At 37.9% G+C, this 25,964-nt stretch carries 16 protein-coding genes; 4 read left to right on the forward strand and 12 right to left on the reverse strand.

Translation table 11 applies throughout. The features are described 5' to 3' along the window. Nucleotides 1-111 precede the first annotated feature (111 nt). From AHA02nite_RS10655 to AHA02nite_RS10685, 7 genes are all read right to left on the reverse strand, one after another. The gene (locus tag AHA02nite_RS10655; protein WP_146817154.1) at nt 112-1,155 is read right to left on the reverse strand and encodes an ABC transporter permease; all 1,044 of its coding nucleotides are present in this window, start codon (nt 1,153-1,155) and stop codon (nt 112-114) included. Further along, nucleotides 1,137-2,663, reverse strand: a complete 1,527-nt coding sequence (locus tag AHA02nite_RS10660; RefSeq protein WP_146817156.1) for a sugar ABC transporter ATP-binding protein — start codon at nt 2,661-2,663, stop codon at nt 1,137-1,139. The genes AHA02nite_RS10655 and AHA02nite_RS10660 overlap by 19 nt, the downstream gene beginning before the upstream one ends. A 95-nt stretch (nt 2,664-2,758) precedes the next feature. After that, nucleotides 2,759-3,742, reverse strand: a complete 984-nt coding sequence (locus tag AHA02nite_RS10665) for an ABC transporter substrate-binding protein (RefSeq protein ID WP_146817158.1) — start codon at nt 3,740-3,742, stop codon at nt 2,759-2,761. A 90-nt stretch (nt 3,743-3,832) separates the two neighbouring features. Beyond that, nucleotides 3,833-4,822 (reverse strand): Gfo/Idh/MocA family protein, encoded by a 990-nt coding sequence (locus AHA02nite_RS10670; protein WP_146817160.1) that lies wholly within the window; start codon nt 4,820-4,822, stop codon nt 3,833-3,835. Nucleotides 4,823-4,835: 13 nt separating this feature from the next. Next, nucleotides 4,836-5,642, reverse strand: coding sequence for a sugar phosphate isomerase/epimerase family protein (locus tag AHA02nite_RS10675; protein WP_146817162.1), 807 nt, complete (start codon nt 5,640-5,642; stop codon nt 4,836-4,838). A gap of 37 nt (nt 5,643-5,679) precedes the next feature. Continuing rightward, entirely contained in the window at nt 5,680-6,687 is a 1,008-nt protein-coding gene (locus AHA02nite_RS10680; RefSeq protein WP_146817164.1) for a Gfo/Idh/MocA family protein, read from the reverse strand. A 13-nt stretch (nt 6,688-6,700) separates the two neighbouring features. Next, complete coding sequence (locus AHA02nite_RS10685; protein ID WP_146817166.1) at nt 6,701-7,690, reverse strand: LacI family DNA-binding transcriptional regulator; 990 nt, start codon at nt 7,688-7,690, stop codon at nt 6,701-6,703. Between the two features lie 181 nt (nt 7,691-7,871). Between AHA02nite_RS10685 and AHA02nite_RS10690 the strand changes: the two genes are divergently transcribed. Together AHA02nite_RS10690 and AHA02nite_RS10695 are read left to right on the forward strand one after the other, a co-directional pair. Beyond that, nucleotides 7,872-8,840 carry a sugar phosphate isomerase/epimerase family protein gene (locus AHA02nite_RS10690; protein ID WP_146817168.1) on the forward strand — a complete coding sequence of 323 codons (969 nt, stop codon included), beginning with the start codon at nt 7,872-7,874 and terminating at the stop codon, nt 8,838-8,840. A 256-nt stretch (nt 8,841-9,096) separates the two neighbouring features. Then, complete coding sequence (locus tag AHA02nite_RS10695; RefSeq protein WP_170236072.1) at nt 9,097-18,270, forward strand: carboxypeptidase regulatory-like domain-containing protein; 9,174 nt, start codon at nt 9,097-9,099, stop codon at nt 18,268-18,270. A gap of 154 nt (nt 18,271-18,424) precedes the next feature. On the opposite strand, the gene AHA02nite_RS10700 is transcribed toward AHA02nite_RS10695, so the two are convergent. From AHA02nite_RS10700 to AHA02nite_RS10720, 5 genes are all read right to left on the reverse strand, one after another. Further along, on the reverse strand, nt 18,425-19,309 hold the full coding sequence (locus AHA02nite_RS10700; protein WP_146817172.1) for an RNA polymerase sigma-70 factor: 885 nt from the start codon (nt 19,307-19,309) through the stop codon (nt 18,425-18,427). Continuing rightward, nucleotides 19,299-20,588, reverse strand: a complete 1,290-nt coding sequence (locus tag AHA02nite_RS10705; protein ID WP_146817174.1) for a phytoene desaturase family protein — start codon at nt 20,586-20,588, stop codon at nt 19,299-19,301. The genes AHA02nite_RS10700 and AHA02nite_RS10705 overlap by 11 nt, the downstream gene beginning before the upstream one ends. 111 nt (nt 20,589-20,699) lie before the next feature. Further along, nucleotides 20,700-21,479: a YibE/F family protein gene (locus AHA02nite_RS10710; protein WP_146817176.1), complete on the reverse strand. Its 780-nt coding sequence runs from the start codon at nt 21,477-21,479 to the stop codon at nt 20,700-20,702. After that, a complete protein-coding gene (locus AHA02nite_RS10715; RefSeq protein ID WP_146817178.1) occupies nt 21,476-22,609 on the reverse strand; it encodes a YibE/F family protein in 1,134 nt (377 codons plus the stop codon). Before AHA02nite_RS10715 ends, AHA02nite_RS10710 begins: the two co-directional genes overlap by 4 nt. A 115-nt stretch (nt 22,610-22,724) precedes the next feature. Then, on the reverse strand, nt 22,725-23,957 hold the full coding sequence (locus tag AHA02nite_RS10720) for a dicarboxylate/amino acid:cation symporter (RefSeq protein WP_146817180.1): 1,233 nt from the start codon (nt 23,955-23,957) through the stop codon (nt 22,725-22,727). A gap of 174 nt (nt 23,958-24,131) precedes the next feature. Here AHA02nite_RS10720 and AHA02nite_RS10725 point away from each other — a divergent pair, with 174 nt between their 5' ends. Beyond that, nucleotides 24,132-25,154 (forward strand): DUF3231 family protein, encoded by a 1,023-nt coding sequence (locus tag AHA02nite_RS10725; protein ID WP_146817182.1) that lies wholly within the window; start codon nt 24,132-24,134, stop codon nt 25,152-25,154. Nucleotides 25,155-25,260: 106 nt separating this feature from the next. Then, nucleotides 25,261-25,914 carry an SDR family oxidoreductase gene (locus AHA02nite_RS10730; protein ID WP_146817185.1) on the forward strand — a complete coding sequence of 218 codons (654 nt, stop codon included), beginning with the start codon at nt 25,261-25,263 and terminating at the stop codon, nt 25,912-25,914. Nucleotides 25,915-25,964 lie beyond the last annotated feature (50 nt).

Genomic DNA, 25,964 nt, shown 5'->3' on the forward strand with positions numbered 1-25,964 from the left:
GGACTTCTCTTTATCTTTCTACATATGTCTTTATTTTAGCAAAGTATTAACACGAATTAACCATTTGACGTGAAAATAAACAAAAAAACTCGCCATAACGACGAGTTAGAGTTAAATAATCTTTTTACGTTGAAGTAATACTGCTGCAATGACAATTAATCCTTTAAACGCATCCCTTAATAATGGGGGGACACCAAATAAGTTTAATAAATTGTTAAGAACAGCTATAATTAATACACCATAGACAGTTCCTAATATAAAACCTCTTCCACCCATCATACTTGTTCCACCAACAACTGCAGCTGCAATAGCATCCATTTCTAAACCTCTTCCAGCACCAGCAAAGTCCATTGAACCTACACGAGATACTTGAATAATTGCCGCTATAGAAACTAGTAGTCCCATCAGAGCATAAACACGTAACTTCACCTTATCTACATTGATACCAGACAACCTTGCACCTTTTTCATTTGAGCCAACAGCTATAATCTGTCTTCCAAATGTCGTTCTTTTTGAAACGTAGTACATAATGGCCGCTATGAGTAACCAATATATAATTGGCATAATCATAACATTACCTATTTTTAAACTAGCAATTTGCAAAAACTCAGTTGGAACTCTAGGGTTATAGCCCTGCATAAAGTGCTGAGTTACACTTCTGAAGACCATCATAGCACCTAAAGTCGCAATAAATGGCGGTACCAATCCTTTTGTCACGGTTACACCAATCAATGAACCAAGTAAATAACCAAATGCCATGGTTAACAACATAGTGAAAATAATAGCAGGAACTCCTGTTATACCTATCATTGCAAATAAACCACGTTCGCCAATGTCGATCAAAGTCATGGCGAATGCACCTGTTGCAACTAAAGTCGCTCCTACGGATAAATCAATTCCACCCGTCATGATTACAAACGTCATACCTAAAGCCACAATAGCTACTCCTGCGTTATTTCTTAGTATGTTGATCCAGTTATTAACCCACGTCTGAAACCATTCACCAAAAGAGTTAAAGTCAAATCCAAGAGTTAACGTTTGTAATATAACCATAATTATTAAAGCGATGAAGATACTGAACAAAGGGTCATTTTGCCACTTATCCTTAAACCATTCGACAAAGCCTCTCCTTACACTTACTGCTCCTGCTTCCATAACGGTTTCCCCTCACCTTCTAATTCTAACTCTCCCCCTGTCGCTAAAGTCATGATGTTATGGTCAGTCATTTCTTTCCCTTTTAATTCACCTTGAACTGTCCCGTGATACATAACCATTGTTCGGTCACAAACTCTAATAATTTCTTGGGCTTCACTTGATAGAACGACAACAGCAATCTTTTGGTCAGCCAAGTCTAAAATAATATCATATATATCCTCTTTAGCACCTACATCAACACCTTGAGTTGGGTTATCTAAAATTAGTATTTTAGGACCCGTATTTAACCATTTCGAAAGCACAACTTTTTGCTGGTTCCCACCTGACAGTTTAGTAATATTATCTGTCCACTTATCCATTTTGATGTTCAGTTTGTCTCGTTGTTTTTCAAATTGTTGTTTGTGAATATCTTTATTTATAATTCCGAACTTAGAGTACTGCGGCCATGTAGCAATGGCACTATTCTCAAGGATATCCATATCACTAATAATGGCGTTTTCCTTCCGGTTTCGTGGAAGGTAAGCAATACCATTTTTGATCGCATCCATTGTGCTATTTGTTGATACTTTCTTATCATTAACGTATATGGCGCCAGAGCTTACCCCTTTCGAACCAAAAATCGATTGAAAAAGTTCACTTCTACCATCCCCTAGAAGGCCTGTAAACCCCACTACTTCACCCGCTTTGATTGAAAAGTTAATATCTTTAAATTGTTGCTCATATGTAAGGTTTTCAATACGTAACACTTCTTCTCCTAAGGGTCTTTCACGTATAAGCGGTTCAGTTCTAACATCATATCCAACCATAAACCTAGCAATATCATTGATCGTAACATCTTCAACGTAACCTTCTGATACTAATCCACCATCACGTAAAACAGCATAGCGATCACAAATTCTCTTAACCTCTTTTAATTTGTGAGAAATGAAAATTAACCCTACCCCTTGTTCACGTAAAGTATTCATCATTCCAAAAACACGATTAATTTCTGTGTCTGTCAATGAAGTTGTTGGCTCATCCATTATGATGATAGATGCATTCGTTGACATCGCTCGACAAATTTCCACTATCTGCTTATATGATGCATCAAGGTCTCCCACCAACGCTTTAGGATCTAAGTCAATATCCATTCTCTTGAAAAGGTCCTCTGTTTCTTTTATCATTTTTTTGTGATCTAACTGACCAAACCTCTTTTTCGGTTCCCTACCAATAAACATGTTTTCATAGACTGGCAAATCATTAATTAAGTTAAGCTCCTGGTGAATAAAAGCAATCCCTGAACTCTGAGAGTCTGCTGGTTTTTCAAAGCTCACACTTTCACCATTAATACAGATTTCGCCTCGGTCCAGCGGTAGTACTCCACCTAAGATGTTCATTAAGGTGGATTTACCGGCACCATTCTCACCAAGTAAAGCATAGATTTCCCCACCGTTAACTGTAATTGAAACATCTTCTAAGACTTTGTTACTTCCAAAAGATTTATTAACATTAAGCATTTCAACCTGCATAAGATCACTTCCATAATTAATGATAAGGAGAGATTACAGGTGAACTATAATCTCTCCTATACTTTTAATTCGAAACGCTTACATAAACTAACAATCTAGTATGGTGAATCCTCATCTAAGAACTCTTCATAGTTTTCACGGTCCACGATAGTTGTAGGAATAATTTTGTCCTCTACCACGTCTTCTCCATTTAAGATATCAACAGCCATATCAACTGCATCTTGAACCATTGCTGGGCTGTATAAAGCTGACTGAACCCATAGCTCATCATAGTCAGGCATCATCTCAAAATACTCTTGCATACCACCGCCACCAGTCACGACTTGTATGTCATCACGACCGGATTCTTGAATTGCTTGAATAACACCTACAGATGTTTCATCATCCAATGAATATACAGCATCAATATGACTGTTACTAGTTAAAATATCTTGGAAATCTTGTAATCCAGCCTCTCTTGTAAATTCTGACGCATAAGTGCTAATTTCCATATCTGGCGCTATTTCTGCAATTGTTTCTTCAAACCCTTCCATCCTTAATTCCGAAACCGAACCAGCAGAAGGTACTTCAAGAGCTACTACATGACCATTGTCACCGATCTTATCTACAATATAATGTGCACCTTGCACACCCATGTCTTTATTGTCTCCAGCCACACGGTAAACACCATCAGCATCTATAACAATATCAAAGTTAACGATCTCAACACCTTCATCTAACGCATTTTGGATCGGAACTTCCATCCCTTCCCATTGAGGGAAAGCAACGATAGCTTCAGCACCCCAAGTCATTAGATCATCTAACTGGCTAGTCATTTCTCCTGCATCACTACTGGTTTGAATCTGGTATTCTACTTGATCAGAAAGCTCCTCTGCACGTTGCTCCGCATGATAGGCAACAGCCGCTACCCAACCGTGTGTCACTTCTGGTGCTAAAATACCAATTTTATGTTTCTCACCATCGGAATCAGAGTCTCCATTGCCATCACTAGCCCCACTTTCATCTCCTTCTCCACAACCAACTAAAACAAACATTGAAGTAAGAACGAGTACTGCCAACAAATAAACGACCTTTCTCATATTGAACCCTCCTGTTTATTAATTGCCCCCCACATATCGTGAGTCATATATTAAACAATGTGACTTCGACCACATTTTTAATATCAACCATTACAACCTAACCACTTCTTTAGTTTCTAAAGACTTCTTAATAGAATTAATTAAGCCAATCACATACTTTACATCTGACAAGGGAATAACTTCGTTTTTCGCATTTTCATTTATGCAATCTATGAAGTATTGAAGTTCTAAGGTGAAAGGGTCATGTTTAGAGACTCTAATAGGTTTAACTACTTCATCATTAAAGAGGTCAAAACTTTGTGAAGCACTCTGCAAATCATCTATATTACTACCAGCTTTCATTTGATAGGAGAGAGTTTGTTTAGAAGTCTGTGCACGATACTCCGCTGTGAATGGGTACCCATTTGGCATTTCGTGTGAGGATTCTATAGCTGCTTGAACACCATTTTTAAAACGGATGTTGGTCAACATTTGACTCCATGCTCCTTCTTCACTTTGTTGACCGATCGCGTAAACGGATTCCACATTACCGAACAAATAGTAAGCAAAATCGATATCATGTATGTGCAAGTCAAATAATGCCCCGCCACTTTTCTCAGGTTCTTTAAACCAATTACTCCAGGTAGGAAACTGACCTAACCTTTTCGCAGTGAACCAATTAACATTGCTCAGCACTTCTTCGTCAATGTAATGTTTTAACTTTTGATATTCTGGCCAAAAACGAACAACATGCCCAACAAAAAGTCTTACTCCTTCATCACTTACAGTTTGGAGTATTCTTTTCACTGACTCTTCAGTTAAAGTTAAGGGTTTCTCACAAATAATGTGCTTCTTGGCCCGTGCAGCTCTTATGATATATTGTTCATGAAGAAATGTAGGAAGACAGATGTCTACAACGTCTATTTCTGGGTCAGCCAATACAGAGTCAAACTCCTTAACAACTTTATAATTATTGACTTTGTTTTCACTAGTAACCTGAGTTGTACAAACTGTATGCACTCTCGCTTCTTTAACCGAGTTGTATGCTTGTAAGTGTGTTTCTCCAATAAAACCTAACCCAACTAATGCGATGTTTAACATCGGCTCCCTCCTTTTATTTCAACAATTGATTTAAATAGTCATAGGAGCGTTTTACGGCACTGTTGACATCTTCAATTCCACCAGGACCATCAGGTGTGAACTCAAGCTCTACGCTGACCGGCCCCTTATAATTAGCTTTTGATAAAATGTTGAATAAACGATTGTAATCTAAATAGCCATCACCAATTGCCGGAAAGTTAAATTCATAATCTGGACCTTGTTTATCTTTCAAATGAATAAATTCAACATGTTCAATACTTTCACTTAAATCCTCATAGGGTTGTTGATAACCATAAAAAATCACGTTGGCCGTATCATAATTAATTTTTATTCTATCGTTAAATGCTTCCACTAACTTTAATAATGATTTTCCTGTCGCAAAATTATTGCCATGAGTTTCGACTACTAACGTTTTATTTAATCGCTCACACTTCTCAACTACAGGTTCCAAATTTTTAACTAGTTTGTAAACATCATCAATAACGTCACTGTCTCCATGTGAATCTCCTGTTGCTGTTACGACGTAGTCACAGTTAAAAACTTTGGCTAAGTCTATGTTCTCCTCAAGTTGTTTTACACCTTCTTGAGACATCACATTGCTGTGACCACTTATCCCAACACATGTTAGATCATACTTCCTTAACAAGGATTGAACTTCGTTGAAATCAGCATCAGTAAAATCTGTTGTCACGTGTGCAGTGTGGTCACGCACTGCTGCAATTTCTACTTGTTTAAACCCAGCTTCTGAAGCCCCTTTAAGTGCTTCATTAAGTGAGAAACCATGATAAGTATTAGTGTTCAAAGCAAGTTGATTAATCATTTCAATTACCTCCAATGAAAACCGTTACATTTTATAGCTAATCATTTACTATATGTTCAACAATCTGTAAAGAGCTTAATGCATCTTCCCCTCTGACCGGTGGTTCAACACCCGATACAATCCAGTCGACAAATGAGTCGATTACACCTGTATTAGTTTGATTATCATTAGTTTGTATATGCTCAAGTTCATATTTGATCTTCTCTCCACCAGGCTGCTCTATAATTAATTGGTTCTCTGGATCATGATAGATTTTCAAAATGCCTTTTTGTAAATAAATCGTCGTTGAGTTATCTTCTTCTCCATAATAAGTCCATGAAAAACTCCCGTTGCCTAATCGTCCTTTTTTCGTCTTGAAGATACATACAGCGTTGTCGCAAACTTCAATTGGTTTGTTATTTTCATCAACTTTATCTAAGGAACCAACAAATGACTTCACTTCTTCTATCTCATCATCGATTAAGTAATGAATTAAATCGATTTTATGGATTCCTAAATCTCCAACTACCCCTGAATGGGAACGACTTTTTTTAAAGAACCATGTAGCATTGGACTTAGTGACACCCCAATCCTCAGGCCCGCCATGACCAAATGTTGTTTTAAAAGATAATACGTCACCATAATCACCACTTAGAATAATTTCACGTGCTTTCTGGTGTACCTTAGTAAAACGTTGGTTATGGTCTACCATTAATTTTTTACCTGATTTCGTTTGAGCAGCTAAAATTGTTTTAGCATGTTCACTTGAAATAGCTAAAGGTTTTTCGCATAAAACATGTTTGCCACTTAACAAGGCTTTAGTTGTATGTACATGGTGAACTTCATTCGAAGAACAGTCACTAATAGCATCAATAGTCTCATCATTAATTAGATCTTCGAAACGATGAGCAACAGTGCCTTCAAACTCTTTTGCCAGACTTTCTGCTCGGTGTCGGTTACGATCAAAAAATACTATTTCATCAACTAATGGGTTTGCATAATACTCAGGTGCGTGCCTATACCGCGTTATTGAACCGCACCCTACAATTCCTACTTTCAGCCCCATACTTAGCCCCTCCTCAATTTAGAGTCGACTCACGTATAATTAATTCATGATCTAACATTACACTATCTACTGGCTTCCCTTGTAATTGGTCAATTAGCATATTAGCAGCTGCTATTCCCATTTGATACATAGGTTGCGCTACCGTTGTTAACGTGGGGTTTGTCATATTAGAAAAGCTAATATTATCAAAGCCAACCAACGCAAACTCACCTGGGACGTTCATACCTTTCACATTGAGTTCTTTTAGTGCACCAATTGCTAGTGTGTCTGAAACAGCAAAAGCTGCTGTAGGTGTTTCATCGAGTTGTAACAACTTCCTCATAGCTTGTGCACCATCCTGGAAATCCAAGTTGTTTGTGTTATATATGTACTCTTGCCTCAAAGGTAAATCAAACTCCTCTAAAGCTCGTTCATACCCTTTTCGACGTTGACGCGCATATAAGAACTTCTCATCTGAGTTAATAAGCGCAATATTTTCATGCCCTAACCTAATTAAATGTTTCATTACTTTATAAGCTGCCACTTCATTATCAATGGCAACATAAGGTATGCGTTCTAACTCGTCATACTCACTACACAATACAATTGAGTGTTTTTTAGCTAACTCTTGCAACTTAGCCATATTGATTGTTGGATCCATCGATATAATTCCGTCAGCCAACTTATTCTTGACCATATTAAAGAAAGTGTTCTCTCTTGTAGGGTTGGAGTCAGTCTCACAAAGCAAAATGTTATAACCACGTTCAACTGAAAAATCTTCAATCCCATTTATAATCTCTGTATAATACGGGTTTGAGAAATTCGGAATTAAAACAAGTAACAATCTACTTTCAGAGTTACGTAAATTTCGCCCTAACATACTAGGTTCATAATTTAATTCCTTAATTGCTTGATCTACTTTTTGACGCGTTCTTTCTGTTACAGATGAAGTGTTGTTTAGTACACGAGATACTGTTGCACTTGAAACTCCTGCTTGCTTTGCTACTTCATGTATATTTGCCATGCAGTTTTCTTCCTTCTTTCAATTATTTGTATGAAATCGTTTACAATTAAATGATAAAATATTGTGAATAGTATGTCAATAACCTACGTAAAAGTGTTTGATTTTTATGAAAATTGCTTTAATTGTTGTTTTATTTTGATATAATACAATGTAACGGTTTACATTTTAAGGAGGTCTTTGTATGAAACTAGGTGTTTTTACTGTTCTGTTTTCCGAAAAAACTTTAGAAGAAATGTTAGATTATGTATCATTCAAAGGGATCGAAGCTATTGAAGTTGGAACTGGCGGTTTTCCTGGTGACGCACACTGCAAGGTTGATGAATTGCTAGAAAGTGAAGAGAAGCAAAAGGAGTACCTTGAAGCTGTACACCAAAGAGGTCTCACGATTAGTGCTCTTAGTTGTCACGGTAACCCATTACACCCTCAAAAACATATAGCACAAAGAGATGATGAACTTTTTGACAAAACAGTTCTGTTAGCCAGCAAATTAGGAGTACCTGTTGTTAACACTTTCTCTGGCTGTCCTGGTGATCATGAGGATGCCAAACACCCTAATTGGCCAGTCGCGCCTTGGCCTCCAGAATTTCAAGAAATATTGAATTGGCAATGGGAAAAGAAAATTATTCCTTACTGGAAAGATAAGGCTAAGTTTGCGGAAAAACACGGTATAAAAATAGGGTTAGAACTTCATGGTGGATTCTCGGTCCACACACCTCAAAACCTTCTTCAACTAAGAAAAGCATGCGGTCCTGCCATTGGTGCGAACCTTGATCCTAGCCATATGTGGTGGCAAGGTATTGACCCAATCGAATCAATAAAAATACTCGGTAGAGAAAATGCTATTCACCACTTTCACGCTAAAGACACAGTACTTGACCAAAACAATATTAACAAAAATGGCCTAACTGATATGACTTCCTACGCTGACATGAAGGATAGAGCCTGGTACTTCCGAACAGTAGGCTTTGGCCATGGTTCAAAAGATTGGGCAGATATGATTAGTGCTCTCCGATTATATGATTATGATTATGTTATCAGTATCGAACATGAAGACGGTTTGATGTCCATTGATGAAGGTTTTACTAAGGCAGTCGATACACTTAAACCTATTATGGTCAAAGAATCAGTTGAAGACATGTGGTGGGCTTAAAAACCTCTCTTCTTCTACTGATCCCTCATCTTATTGGTGAGGGTTTTTTTATAGGCATTATTAGCTCTCAGTTAAGGTACTCTGTATGACAAACATAAAACTATAGATTACGACATTTTTCAATCAACAAATAGAACTACTAAAAAAGGAAACAGTAATACTTTGGGTTCAATTGTAACCATTTTTGAAGGAGATTACAGAGCTTTAATGAATGTACTATACCAAGGGGAGGACTATTATTTTAAGGAGGGTATTTATGAAAAAGCTCAACCGGCATAAATGGTTGCACTTATTACTCATTATTGTGATTACGTCATCGAGTTTCCTTTCCAATGGTGCGTTCACAATGTCTGCTCAAGCAGATGAGATCGAACAAAACGATGAAACTGTTGAACAAGAACGAGAACAAGCTTATCAAGAAGAGCAACAGTCACCTAACAGCGTTGAAGAAGAAGACCTATCATCAATCCTCGATGGATTAGGCTTCGAACCTAACCTGCAAGATCCATCTTCTCAAGAAAGACCAAACGCCCCACCGAAAGTTGACCCTAATATTAAGACACAATTAGAAGAAAACGATAAAGTCGATGTCATTATTCGATTAACTGAACAAGAGAATATGAACACACTTTATGAAGAAGTTAGTAATCAACCTCGCGAGCAACGAATTAACTCAATTAAACAAAATCTCCAAGCGAAAGCAGAAACCTCTCAAGAATCTTTTATCCGAGAAATTAATAATTCTACTGCAAACGAACAAGTCGAAATTCAAAAGCAATTATGGATTAATAATAGTATTGTTGCTACTGTCGACAAAGATGCTTTAGACACGATTCAACAGCGTGATGACGTTAGCCAAATCACACTCGACAAAGTCATCGAACTTCCTGAAATTACAATTGAATCAACTGAACCCAGACTTCCTGAATGGGGGTTAGAAAAGATTTCAGCTCCTGATGTATGGGGAGACTACGGAATTAAAGGTGAAGGCATTGTTGTTGGTATTATGGACACAGGTGTCGAAGGTGAACACGAAGCTTTAAAACATAATTATCGCGGACGAGATGGCGACCATGAATACTCTTGGATTGACGTGTCAGGTCACGGTTATGACAATCCAACTGATGGTCATGGGCATGGAACTCATGTCGCTGGGACTGCTGTTGGCGGAGGTGATGGAGAACCAATTGGTGTTGCTCCAGAAGCTGATTGGATTGCAGCAAAGATTTTTGATGACAACGGCGCGACAACAACATCAGCTATTCATGAAGCTTTTGAGTGGTTTTTAGCCCCTGGTGGTGACCCAAGCAAAGCTCCTCATGTCGTTAACAACTCTTGGGGAAATAACAACACATATAACACTGAGTTTTATGAAGGGGTTCAAGCATGGGTAGCAGCTGGTATTTTCCCTCTTTTCTCAGCTGGTAATAGCGGGCCTGGGGCAGAAACAATTGGTTCACCGGCCAGTTTCCCTGATTCTTACGCCGTTGGTGCTACAAATATCCACGATCAAGTGGCAAGCTTCTCAAGTCGTGGACCAGTGTTTTGGGACAATGATGACGGTGAAACGGTTCGATACACTAAACCCGAGGTATCTGCTCCCGGACATGAAATCTACTCTGCTTGGCCAGGAGGAGACTACAACACCATTAGCGGAACATCAATGGCAAGCCCGCACGTAGCTGGTTCCATTGCTTTATTACTAAGCTCTAACCCAGACTTGACGATCGATGATGTAAAAGACCACCTTGAGCGAACTGCTCGAGTAGAACCACACATGGGTGAAACTCCAAATGATTTATATGGATATGGAATTATAAATATTCATCAAGCGGTTACTGAAGTTGCTTTCTCTGGTCAATTAGTAGGCCATGTTTTAAATGAGGATGGAGAGCCTGTTCCTGCAACAATTAAATTGCCTGAACAAGATTTAACTTATTCTCTAGAAGAAGACGGTCAAATCGATTTAACAATCCAAGAAGGTAATCATGAAGTTATTGTTGACGGATTTGGTTACGAAACATATGAAACAAATGTCTCGATTGAAAAGGATCAAACAACAGAAGTAGAATGGGTCCTTTCTTCTTCTGAAAGAGACTCTCTGACCGGTGAAGTTTTAAATGAAGATGGTGAACCGGTCTCTTATGCATTTGTTCGACTAAAAGATACACCACTTCAACCAGAAAGAACAGACCAAAACGGGCAGTTCGCTTTTGAAGACTTGCCTATTGACACTTATGAGTTACAAGTAAGTGGTCAAACATTTGACGGTGTTACTAAAACTATAAACCTAGCAGAAGAACAGCATCTTACGATTGAAGTTAATGAACAATTGCAGGTGAGTCAAGAAGATTGGAAGACTGCTAACTATAACTATGAGCGTAATGCTGTCTCACCAAATGTTATTGATGAAAACCATTTAGACCTAGACTGGACATACGATACTGATTCGCGTGGACAAATTCTCTTCTCCACTCCAAGTGCCACCAATGACAAGATTGTTCTAACGACTGACCGGGGCTGGATTGTAGCTTTGGATGCCAAAACTGGTGAAGAGTCTTGGGCTGTTCGCTTTGGTAGCACAAACCGCTCTACTCCAACTATTGAGGATCATATTGTTTACGTTTCGGGCGGTGATGACCAGTCAGTTTATGCTTTAGATTTAGAAACTGGCAGTACCGTTTGGAGCCGCTTCATCGGTCAAGCCGCTATCTATGCATCACCAATAGTTGAAGGTAACACATTGTATGTAAGCTCTGGCCTTAATGATGATGCAACTTTATATGCATTAGATAAAAATAGCGGAGATACGTTATGGGCAAACGATTTAGGTGGCTCATCATTTTTCGGGCCTGCTTTAGGTGACGACTATTTATATGTTGGGACCTATGATAATCGGACACTACGCGCTTTTGACCCTGATAATGGCGATGAAGTCTGGACATTTACGACTGAACAAAACGAAGGGTTCGCATCTAGACCTGTATACAAAGAGCAAACGCTTTACGTAACAAGCGCAAACTTAGATCAAGGCTCTGCTACTTTATATGCCATTAATGCTCAGTCTGGTGAAGTGTTATGGCAACAGCAAGGGTTGGGAGACCCACAAGCTGGTTCGCCAATTGTTTATGAAGATCTCGTTATTGCAAGTTCTTTAGCACAACCGGTTTTAAAAGCATTTGATAAAAATACTGGTGAAGAATTATGGAGTAACCAGTCGTATGGCACAAGTTATCAAAACGGAGCAGTTAGTAGTAATGGCGTTTTATTTTTAACAAACTCTAATGGTTCATTCTTCGCAATTGATGTGTATACTGGCGAAGTCATGGATGAATATAATATGCCTAACTACAGCACATCTGGAACTTTAATACTACCTGGTACTGTTATCGTGCCAAATGTTACTGGCGTACAATCTTATTCGTCCCCAGGCATACTTACAGGTACGATTACTGACGAAGACGGACAACCTCTTGAAGGGACAATCAGTGTAAAAGACACCGATCAATCTGTTGAAGCAAATGAAGATGGGACCTTTACGTTAACGCACCAACCTGGTGAGTATGAAGTGAAAGTCGAATATTATGGCAAAGAACAAGTTCATGAACACGTGAACTTCGTATCAGGATACGGAGTCGAGAAGGATTATACACTAACTGATGCGTCGGTCGGTTCATTTGAAGTATCTATTATAGATGAACGAACGAATGATCCACTGGAAGATGTTACTGTCGATTTAATCAACACACCTATTAGTGGTAGTACTGACTCAGATGGTGTATTACAGGAACAAGAAGTACACGCTGGAAGTTATATCCTTAATCTTCAATTAGACGGCTTTGTTGAAATGAGTGAAGAAATTGAAATATTAGCAGGGATAGACAACTCATTTGAGTTCACTTTACAACCTTATGACATAGCTGTTTTAAATGATTTTGAATCAGAAATAACTAACTTTTTAAACACGAATGGCTTTGCAGCTGAAGAGCGTGATTGGGATATCGTAGAAGATGTAGACAACTATGACATCCTTTATTTAAATGGCGCCTACACAAGTGGGGGATGGCAACCAGATGAGGATACTTTTAATGAGCTAATTGACCAAGCTGAAGCAAATAACGTTCATCTCGTATTTGCTGATACTTGGGGACCTAGTTACGGATCCATTAGGCATTTAGTAGATTATGATGATGACCCAAAAGAGCTCTCTCACACTTACAATTCTGGAACGGTTTCTATGCAAGTTGACGAATCACACCCAATCTTTGACGGGTATGATGTTGGAGACACACTCACACTCTATGAACAAGGTGGAGATTTCGCTTGGTTCAATGAATACTCTGGCCGTGAGATTAGTAGCATTGGCTCTTCTCAACTAGGAATGGTCGGGACAGGAATCGGCTATAAAGCTATCACAGAGGATAGCGCACACCTTTTACTAGCTTCACATGCCGCTTCACCATGGGTATCACCTTACCAAGGCTGGCTACCTGATATGCAAAACACTTTCCTAAACAGCATCGAATATTTACAAAATGTAGCGTTCGGTGAAGTGAATGGCACAATTGAAGATCAAAGTGGTAATGCAATAAGTGCCACCGTAATGGTAGATGAAACTAACCAAACTTTTGAAACTGATGGCGAATTACAGTTCTACCATGATGAAGGAAGCTATACGTTAACGGTTAGATCAGAAGGTTTCGAAACAGAAACGATTGAAATTGATGTAGAAAACGGTAGTCCGTTCTCTTTTAATGCCGAATTACAATCAACAGATGGCGGTTCCGTGTCGGGAACAGTCTTAAATGAGTACACTTCTAATGTGTTAGAAAACGTTACCGTTGAAGCTGTTAATGATGATGAAGTCATTGCGGAAACAGAAACTGACGAAACAGGATACTATGAACTACTAAACTTAGATGAAGGTGATTATGAGTTAACTTTTTCACTAGATGGTTATTTAAGTGAAACAACTAGTGTTGAATTAGCGTCAAGTCCTGTAACAGTCGATCTAACATTAAGAGAAACACCTGACATTGCTGTGATGGCAGACTACTTCTCTAGTAGTCGTAACTTCCAACATGTATTTAGTGAATATGGCATTGATGTTGAACAATTAACTTATAATAATGTGCACGATCATGTCGGTGACTTTGATGTGATTTTCATAAATGCTATGAGTAGCTTTTCATTTGGAGATGAAGATATAGATGAACTCTTTAAGTTAGCTGATGAAAACAATACTAGTTTAGTAATCGGTGAAACAGATTCATCAACTTCTCCTCTTCCGGCTATTGTTGAGCATCGGAATGACCCTGAATATAGTAACACCGTTAGTGATACGTCAAATCCATCAGGCTATGTCGTAACTGAAGAACATGATTTGTTCAGAAATTATGAACAAGGAGAGTTTATTGAGTTATTAGTTCCTTCAAACAGTCATATTGGTTACTTCGAGAATTATAGTGGTTACACAATCGCAGAAAGCCAACATGAAGGGTCAAATCGATATGGTCCTTCTGTAGCTTACAAACCGAGAACAGATTCAAGTGTTGAACTGTTAATGGCTGGTCACGGTTTCTCAATTAGACATCATGGTGATCACTACACTGAAGAAGCACTAGAGCTTCTACTAGATTCAGTCGTTTGGGCAGCTCATGCTGAATTTTCAACGATTGATGGAACTGTAACAGATGAAAATGGAGAACCTTTACTAGCATCAATCAGTATTGTCGGAGATGACATCGAGGAAATGACAGATAGCTCAGGAGAATTTTCAATTCCTATTTTGGATGGAGACTATGAGTTAGAAGTCAGTTCATTTGGTTATGAAACTAAAACTGTCTCTGCTTCTGCAGGACCAGATGGAGAGCCTTTAAATATTACGATGCAAGTTGGAGAAGATGCCGGAACAATTACAGGGCATATTGAAAGCGAAGTGGATGCGAGTGCCATTTCAGATGTATCAGTTAATTTAGAAGGTTTTCCAATATCAACAATTTCAAATACTCAAGGGGCATACACACTAGATCACATCGAGCCTGGAACTTATTCATTAACTTTTGAGTCTGAAGATCACGTCTTAAAAGAAATTGAGGTTGAGGTACAGGCAGGTGAGACTATAACTCAAAACATCGAGTTAAAACCGTCCCCTACTGTAGGGATTATTGTCGATAACACCTCCTCTTCTGGTGTAACGTTAAGTGAGTATCTTGAAGAGAGAGGGTTTAACACAACAGAGTTATTATACACTGATCTCGATCAGCTTAGTGAAGTTGATTTAATCTTCGCTAACTCAGATTATGGGCATGAGTACAATCCTACTAATGATGAGTTTGATCGATTTGTTGAAAAACTAGATGAGGAACAATTATCTGTTATATGGACTGGACACACCGGTGGTAGAGGTGCTATACGTTTTCTAAATGAGTTTGAGAATAACCCTGGGGAAGAAATAAATGGCCAAGATTCCAATGTCGTTGGTAAAGCAATCGAAGAACACCCGATTGTGGAAGGCGTTGAAGTTCAAAGCCCATTCCCTATGGAAGCAAGCTTTGACCGTTATTATGCTTTTGATGATTATGACGGTGAAACAATAGCACAAGTAGAAATTGACGAAGAAAGAATCGGTGATCTAGTCGCATATAAAGGGCGTACAACGGAATCAGTCGAAATTCTATTAGGTAATATGACGATTAGCCACTTATTCCACCCTGGTGGTGACTTTGATGAAAACAGAGAAACAATTATTAACAATGCTATCCTTTGGGCTTTAGATCATGAAGAACCTTTAGCCGGCGATTTACATGGCGTTTTAGAAAATGATTTAGACCAAACAATTCAAGGGACAGTTACCGTAGTAGAAACAGGCAAAACTGTTACAACTGATCAACAGGGCGAATTTTTCTTAGGATTGCCTGCTGGTGATTACACGTTATTAGTGGAATCTTACGGGCATGAAACGACTGAATTCCAGGTGACTATTGATAACGGTTCTGTTTATGAAGAAGTGTTTACAGTAGAATCAGATGACGTCGGTGTAATAAGTGGTACAGTATACGACTCACAAACTGAAGAGTATATCCCAGGAGCTACTATTAGCTTACTTGGTACACCAATTGAAGTTGAATCTGATGAAAATGGTTATTATGAAGTTGTTGCACCTGTTGGAGAATATGACGTTCGCGCAAATGCACCTGGATATATGGGACAGACGACTTCTAACGTAGAAGTTGTTAAAGGCGAAGAAGTTACAACAAACTTCTATATGAGTGAATCAGAAAAAATCGCCGTAATAACGACAACAACTAACCAAAGTCGTTTTGACGTATTGTTTGACGAGATCGGCTATGAAGTTGATTACTTCTCAAGTGCTAATGCTGAACAACTTTTAGAAGTAATTGATCAGTATGCTTTAATTATTTTCAACAACCGTTCTTCTGGTATAAGCAATGAAGATTTTCAAGAATTAATTGATGAAGCAGATGAGCGTGAGATTAGTATAATCTTTGCTTCCCAGTTCGGAGGTGGTACAATTGCTGACCTTAGAGATATTTACAGTAATCCACAGTCTGTTAGCTGGAGCTTTGTCCCAGGTCACGTTAACTTAACGGTAGAAACGGGCCACCCTTTATTTGCTGGAATTTCAGAAGATGAATTCAGCATTTTAGAAAGTGGCTCTAGCAACCAGCAGTATGCCGTCTATAACAATTATAGCGGTACAACAGTTGGTCAAATATCGCATAATGATGAAGGAACTTTAGGTGAAGGTATTGGATATGACTTTAGAACAGCCAATAGCGTCCACCTCCTTCTATCCGGATTACAAGTAGGAACCTATGCTGATGTAGAGTCAAATTGGACAGATGAAGCAAAACTACTTTATGCAAACTCCATTGATTGGGCTATATCCGCTAGCTTAGGTGAAATTACAGGGACTGTAACAGATGAAGATGGTAACCCAATTGAGCAAGCTAGCGTATCGATTCCAGACAATGATTTAGAAGTTGTGACGAATGCCAACGGAGAGTATCGTATAGGCGTTGGAAGTGGAACTTATGACGTGACAGCTCAAGCAACTGGCTTCCATGAGAAAACCCAATCAGTCACGATTGAAGAACAAGGTGATACTGTAGAGTTAAACTTCTCATTAGAAGAAATTGAAGGAACATCGATCTCAGGTATCATCATTGATAATGAGACTAGTGATCCTATTGAAGAAGCGACTGTCACCCTAACGAAAGACGATGAAGAGTTGGAAGCGATTGAGTCGAACGCAGATGGAGAATACTCTTTCGACCAACTACTCCCCGGCGATTACATTGTCAGCGTAGAAAAGGATGGCTATATCGGTTCAGAAGATGAAGTTACTGTTGAGACAGAACCAATCAACGTTGACTTAATGCTTAACAATATTATTGTCGCAGTAATTGACGATCACAACCATGAGTTAGAAAACTTACTCAATGAACATGACCTTTTCGCGGAATCGGTTAGTTGGGATGTTTTAGATCGCATTGAACAGTTCGAACTGGTTGTCGTCAATAGTAATCAAGCTGATGAAGAACAAGTTGAACAATTAATCGAACGAACTGATGAACTAGAAATCAGTGTTATGTTCTTAGGAACTTGGGGGCAAAATGACGGTTCAATTCACTTGCTTGAACAATATGCTGGATACCCTAATCATGACCAGCACGGTTATGATGAAGGCGAAGTGATCTTAAACATTGGTGAGATAGACCACCCTATTTTCAATGAGCTGCCTGATTCTTTCGTCATACACGGGGAAGGAAGTCCTTATTCAACGTTTAAAGGCTACCCCGGTTCTAACCTTGCTAACCTAAATGTTAATGACGAGGAGTTAGGGACTGCCATAGCTTATGAATATCGCAGTGAACAATCAATTCATATATTGTTATCATCCTTTGCTGCAACTAATATAATTGCGCCAACTTATGGTTGGACTGAAGATGCTAAAACACTATTTGTACAATCTGCTCAATACGCTATGGAAGCTGAGACAGAGTTTGAAGAACCGGCCAAACCAGCTTTTGATGAGGAACAAATTCGTACAAATGAGCGAGAAGTAGAAATCACTGGAACTTCAGACCCTCACACTTCTATAAATATTTATGAAAAACAAAGTAATGAACAATCAATAATTGTTACCATTGAGGCAGATGAAGAAGGTAATTTCGAGACAGTGATCACTTTTAATAACGGAAATACATTCTTATATGCTGAATCTGAAAATGCAACAGGTAAGTCTGATATGAGCGAACGATTACAAGTCATCATTACAGGAAATCCGGATAATAGAGGCAAACCAAACGAATCAGAAAAAGAGAATGAACAGCTAGAGGGTGAACAAATTAACCGAAATGAAAACGAAGAAGATAACAAAAAAGAGGATAATTACAACTCTTAAAATTAATCTACATTAATATCAATTGTTACCTAAGATATATCAATCAATTTTGCATACTTACCAATACTGAACTTACCCAGCTAGTGGACTAGGGCCATTAGCTGGGTATTTACTGTCTATTAATGGTTAGAAAACATTATTAGTCGAAAAGAAATTAATTTGTGCTTAAATTGTTAGTACTCATCTTTAGCTTTTCAGGGTTTAAAACCATATAAATTTCCTTTATTTCCTCTCCAGCTATATAAAAACTAATAACACTATGAATATTCCCATCAACATAAGTAACAATCCCCGGTTGACCATTAACATTTTTAAGTTCGTAATAGAAGCTTTCAGGCACTTTTTTTACGATTCCTGACACAAACCTTACTACATTTGTTCGTGCTATTATTGGACGAATGGCTGCTTTAACTTTACCACCGCCATCAGAATAAAGGATTACTTCATCTGATAATAAATATAATAGTTCATCCGTTTTTTGATGTTGAAAAGCTTCAACAAATTGCTCAACAATAGACTTATTGCATTCATAATTTAGACTTTCTTCTTGAATAGTTGAAAGCTTTGTCTTTGCGCGACTAAAGATCTTGCGACAATTGTCTTTATTCTTATTTACCACACCCGCAATTTCCTCATAGGGGAAATCAAAAGCTTCTCTTAAAAGAAATACTGCACGTTCATGAGGGGTTAAATTCTCCATAAGTCGAAGGTAAGCAATACTTAAACCCTCTTTATTTAAAACCACCTCTAAAGTTGAATCAAATTTACCTTGATTAACTATGATAGGCTCTGGATTCCAAGGGCCAACATATTGCTCCTTTTTATGTTGAGCAGACTTCAGGTGGTCTAAACAACTATTAGTCATTACCTTACAAAGATAAGCCTTTTTATTCTTAATGTTCTTCCCATCGATTTGTGCTGCTTTTAATAACGTCTCTTGAACGAGATCTTCAGTATCAGCCACAGAACCAAGAAGTCGATACCCTAATGAAAATAGCAGAGGATTCAACTCTTTATATTCTTCTTGACTAATTTCCAATACGATCCTCTCCCTTTCTAAATCGAAGAATCTCTTCTGCCGCTCTCTTACCACTACTAACTGCCGCTTCAGACAATATTAAGTCAGAAGATGTCCAATCACCAGCTATATATAATCTATCAATATCAGTTTCAATATATGATAAATTCTTTTCATCACCAATTTGAGGTACCCTTTGGTTAACAACTAGATGAGGCAAACACCGACTAGCGATTTCATATTTCCGCCAGCCAGGTTGAATTCGATCCAAAAATTGTTCTAACTCAAGTTTTATTTGTTTACTCTCTATCTTTTCGTCAGGATGAAAGTATCTAAAAACATGGAGTACAACACCATCCTCATGGTCTGAAAGTTTAGCAAAAGTTGAATGCACTGAATAATATAATGGCTCATGTAAACCTAATGCTAAAAGTTTGTTAGCATTAGGTAATCGAGACAATGCAACATCTAGCGTAGCACCACACACAGGGTGAAAATGCTCAGATACCTCGGTGTACCTCTTGTTTAACATACGGTTAAGTTCATGGGGGGATGTAGTACAAATAACTTCATTACTTAAAATAACTTGATCATTTGAAAGCTTCAACTGAAATAGATCATTGTCATTAGGCGTGATTTTTATTACGTTCCTCTGTTTTTTAACACTTACACCTGATGCAATCGCTTTGTTGTGAAGTTGATCAATCATTGACTGCCACCCACCATCTAAATACTTAACACCCCCCATTACAAGCTTTAAGTGATTAATAATAACGTTAGCACTTACTTTCTCTGGGGTATGACAGTAGGTTGCCAATCGCCCTAACACAACAATAAACGAACGAACATTATTCGAATTAATTCTTTGTTCAAGCCATTGTTTAAACGTTAAATCTTTAACTTTGTTAGTGTCTGTTTTCTTGATCTCCATTAAAATTTTAATGAACTCTAAGCGCTCTTTCCAATTAAAATGTTTAGTAGTAATTAGCTTTAGAGGTGTGAATGGAGCATCAAATTCATGTTTACCATCTACGAAACTACCATTTAATTTTGGTGTTTTTCCCTCTAAATTTATACCTAAGTCTTCTAGAATTAACTTAGCTTCCCCTTTTTTATATAATGCATGAGGTCCTAAGTTGAAATACAGACCTTTGATATTATTTGTTCTAGCTCTTCCTCCCACCTCCTTCCCCTTTTCAATTAAAACAACTGATATATTTGATTTCGCTAAGTAGTTAGCTGCAATATAACCAGCTAACCCACCACCAACAATTGCAACATCCCAAACTTTATTTTCCATAAAAACAACCCCTCGTCACCTTTTATTAATCATGACGAGGGAGAATGAACTTTTGTGACATTTTTATTTTATGTGATCAACCTTGGTAAGTATAACAACATTCTTAGAATCTTATTCTTCTTTCTCTTCTTCTTTCGCCCCTGCTTTCATTAACACTAACGCCGTCACCCAAGACGTTATTGGGATGACGAGGGCTACACCAATTCCCGCCGCTAAAATTGTCACCATTTCACCACTAAAAATTTTCGAATTAACAATTTCTCCAAACGAATAATTAAGGTCCATAAACCAAATGAGAAGTGCCATGTATCCTCCAAAAAACGCAAAGAAAAGCGTATTTGTACTAGTTCCTAAAATATCTTTTCCGATACTTACACCTGATTGATATAGAGATTTTTGGCTTATATCAGGATTATGTCGGTATATTTCCCTCATAGGAGAAGAGATTGAGATTGCAACATCTGTTATAGCTCCAATCGTACTCATAATGATGACCGAAGCCGCTATCTTAACGAAATCAACACCTAAATAAACAGAGAAACCTTTAATCTCCTCTATTTGCTCTTCGCTAAACCCTTGAATCATTGCGCTTTCGGTCATAAAGATAATAAATAAAAGCAAAGCAATGATCGTTGCCATCGTTGATATGAATGCGGTTTTCGTTTTAATATTAATTTCATTTATATAAAACAAGTTAATACAACTTAAAATAGTCGTCGCAATTAATGTAACTATAATAGGATCAATACTTGGATCAGCCATAAATAAAATTGAAATAATTAAAATTACGAAATTGAAAAACAGTGCAATAAATGACCGCACGCCTTTTTGTCCACCAATCACAACCATTAAAATGAATAATATAATTGCAAGCCACACTAATACACTCATACTCTAGCCCTCTTTCGATTTATAAAGAAGATCGTCAAATAAACGCCAATTGGAATTGTGACGACAATCCCAATTCCACCAGCAAGCGCTCTCGCTAACTCTAGAGTTAAATTCATATTTAACGTAAATCCTAACGCTGCTGAGTTTTTTAAATACAAGATGATCATTGGAATTGATCCACTAATATAAACGAAGAACAAAATATTCGTCATCGTCCCCATAATGTCCTTTCCAATATCCATTCCTGATTTTCTTAAAGCTTTATTCGAAATGTTGCTATTCTTCTCGTATAAATTGAATAACGATGATGACATTGTAATGGCAACGTCCATAATAGCACCTAACGCCCCAATTAACACACCAGCCATAAAGACCATTTCTGGTGCACGTGTAACAAACTGCATCTCCTCATAACGCAAGCCTTCCCCTGCTGTCCCCCACATGACAAAAGACGTAACCGCAAACAAAAACAATGTACCCAATAAAGTGGCAGCTATTGCGGCATACGTTTTTTCATTGTTTCCATTAACTAGAAGTAAGGATATTACGGTAAATAAAACAATACTAACTCCACTAATGACAAGTAAGCTAATGTTTGCCGTTTGAATATAAAAATCTAATGCCAATGCAATGATCAGAGCATTAATCGCTAAACTGATCACAGAGTAAAAGCCTTGCCTTTGACCGACTAATAATAAGATAAAAACGAACGCCCAGGCAATTAACAACGTATAATGGTCTCGCTTCACGTCTAATATAGAACCTGTTAAGTGTCCATCTTCATTCGCCGTATCAATTGACACAAATAAATCATTTCCAACGCTATATTCATGATCATATGCTTGTGATGCAGCATATTCATTGTCTAGCTGAATCACTGAACCTTTAGCCTCTCCATTTTGAATAACACCTTCTAACCTTTGTGTTACTAGCTGGTCTTCATTACCATGCGGGTCTGTTACTTCCTCACTTTGAACCGTTTCAACTTCCACGATTTCAGCGATTGAACGTTCATAAAACTCATGGTTATTATGAACAAACCAAAATGAGCCCACGACTAGAAGAAAGGTTAATATATATAAAGCGATTCGCTTCCTTGTTATAAATTGCGTTACACTATTTCTTCTCACAACAAAACCTCCACGCTTCTCTTACCTTTTATTATTTCACAGAAACTGTGGAGCTTCAAAATGTTAAGAAAATCCCTATTAAAATGGCAACCACTTTAATAGGGATTAAATCAAACTATGATTGAGCTTCTACATGTTTTTCTTCGCTCTTATTAATAACTTTAGAACCTGTTAAGTCCCCTGTTACGTTTAGTGCTGTACAACCCATTCCTACGAGAGCATCAACTGCAACGAGTAGAGCAACTGCTTCCATCGGCAAACCTAACTGGACGAACACTGTTGCAATCATTACAATTCCAGCACCCGGAACACCGGCTGTACCAATCGATGCAAGTGTTCCAACAATGACAACCGTCAACATTTCAGCAAATGATAACGGTTGGCCGATTACCATCGATGCAAACACTGCTGACACCGCAATTCTAATAGCTGCGCCGTCCATATTAATCGTTGCACCAAACGGTAAGCTAAAGCTGTAAAGCGATTTATGAAGCTGCATTTTTCGCGCAGCATCCATCGTTAGCGGCAACGTACCCGCACTACTTTGCGTAACAAAAGCAGTAAGCATTGGTGTTCTAGCTGACTTTAGGAATTGTAATGGAGAAGAGCCTGTAATCTTTAATAACGTTAAGTAAAGCGCAAGTTGTACAAATAATGCTACATAAAGGACAAGTACGAACTCTCCAAGTGAAATTATCGTGTCCATTCCATGACTCGCAACCGTTGTCGCAATAATTGCAAACACACCAATTGGAACGTATTGCAAGATGACGTGCATAATTTTAAACGTCGCTTCATTTAACGCTTCAATAATATTATATAAAGTTTCTCCTGATTGGCTGAAATTTTCAGATGACCTTAAGTAAGAAATAGCGATACCAAACACTAACGCTGTAAATATGATCCCTAGTAAATTCAATTCAGTAAAAGCCGTCACAATGTTATCTGGAACGATATTTAGTAAGACACTAGCTACACCCGGATGTTCAGTCGTCTCATAAGCTTCTCCACCTTCAAGCGTCATACCTTGCCCTGGTGAGAACAAAGATGCTACAGATAAACCAACGATAATTGCAACAGCTGAAGTTATAGCATAATAGCCAAACACTTTACCTCCCATTCGCCCAACATCCCTTATATGCGCTTGGTTAATTCCGACAATTAACGTAAACAATATAAGCGGTAAAATTAAAAACATTAATAAACGCAATAGAAGGTCTCCAAAAGGCTCTACATACGGAATTGCCTCTTCGGTCATAGTAAATCCTACAATTACTCCTAACAGTAACCCAATGGTGATCTTCATTATAAGTGAAGTTTCCCAATATATCCTTAACAAACCTTTCATATTAACCCCTCCCCTTTTAATCCACAGTAAATCTATCTGTTTTTACTACTTTAAATATCGTATGTGAAAATCTATTTAATGTCAAAGTTTTTTCATAAGAAAAATAACCCTATATTCATAAGTTTTTACTTAATTGCAAACACTACAGACATATAACAATATGGAGGCTTATATATGATTGAAAATCAACCGAGGTTAACTTCAGCTGAAATCACAGGTGTCTGGACTGCATATATGAATGACAGTATGTCTAAATGTGTATTGAGCTATCTACTTCAACATGTTGAGGATACTGAAATTAAAGAAATTGTTCAATTTTCATTAGACTTATCTGTTCAACACATACAAACGTTAACAGACTTGTTTAAATCTGAGGAACTCCCTTTACCGACAGCGTTTTCCTATGAAAATGATGTAAACCTAAATGCAGCAAGACTTTACACAGACCATTTTATGCTAACTTATGTTAACCAGATGGCTAGAGTAGGACTAGTTTCATATAGCGGATTCATTTCTATGAGCGCTCGCAAAGATATTAGAAACTATTTTATTGAGTGCCTGCAAGAGTCAGCAGAACTTTATGATCGAACGACCCAGACGTTGTTAGATAAAGGCGTTTTCATTAGACCACCATATGTGAATTACCCAAAATCAACTGACTTTGTCGACAACAAGTCTTATTTAGCTGGCTTAAACCCGTTAAGTCAAAAACGTCCATTTAACACTGTAGAAATATCTCATCTATTTATGAATATTCAAACGAACACAATCGGTAGCAAATTATCACAAAGCCTCGCACAAACATCATCGAATGAGAAAGTTCAAAAATGGATGATTAGAGGTAAGGAAATTTCACAAAAGCATATCGAGATTTTCACTAAAAACTTAACAAATAATGATATTTCACCACCAAATTCATCCGATATCGGAGTAACAGATTCAACGACAGCGCCGTTCTCTGATAAATTAAACATGTTTCATATGTCACTTTTAGCAGCCGCAGGAATCGGGAACTATTCAACAGCTGCTGCTGCAAGTCAACGTCTTGATTTAATCGTTAACTACGAAAGGCTGTCAGTAGAAGTAGCAAGGTACGCGTTAGATGGAGCCGAGCTTATGATTAAAAACAACTGGTTGGAGGAACCTCCTGGCACAATCGATAAAAAAACATTAACTAAAAAGAAAGATGAACATTAAGGAGATGTAATTAACCCATCTCCTTATTTTTCTGCAAGCTTATTTCTAGACATTAACCGTAACTTATTTATACGATTAAGTTAAATTACTTGGAAAGGGTGGGAATATGAAAAAAGTTTTAGTCGTCGGTGCAAATGGCCAAATTGGTAAGCATTTAGTCACCTTCATTCAAGAAAGCGATCAATTAGAGGCAAAAGCAATGATTAGAAAGAAAAGCCAAGCTTCATTTTTTAAAGACCTTGGTGCAGATGTAGCTGTCGCAGATTTAGAAGGAGACATTGAAGATATAAAGAAAGCAGCTGAAGATGTAGACTCAATCGTCTTCACAGCTGGTTCTGGTCCACACACTGGCAAAGATAAAACAATTATGATCGATTTAGATGGGGCTGTTAAAACGATTGAAGCTGCCAAACAAGCGAATGTGAAACGCTTTATTATGGTGAGTTCATTTGATACGACACGTGAAGCGATTCAATCAGCACCTGAATCATTCGCGCCATACGTTGCAGCCAAACACTATGCTGATAAATGGCTAAAAGACACTAACCTTGATTACACAATTGTTCACCCAGGACTGTTAACAAATGATGAAGGAACAGGACAAGTTAGCCTTTCAGGTCAAAGCGAGCCAACAGAAGTACCACGTGAAGATGTCGCCAAAGTCATTAAAGCTGCTGTAGAAAATGACAATACGATCGGAAAATCATTTAAAGTTGTTAAGGGCAACCAAGCCGTTGAAGATGCGATTAAAGCTGTTTAATTTACTTCATTAATGATATGATGACATAGGAAAACAAGCATTGGAGAAAT

The organism is Alkalibacillus haloalkaliphilus (assembly GCF_007991275.1).
In the GTDB taxonomy this organism is placed as follows: Bacteria; Bacillota; Bacilli; order Bacillales; family Alkalibacillaceae; genus Alkalibacillus; species Alkalibacillus haloalkaliphilus.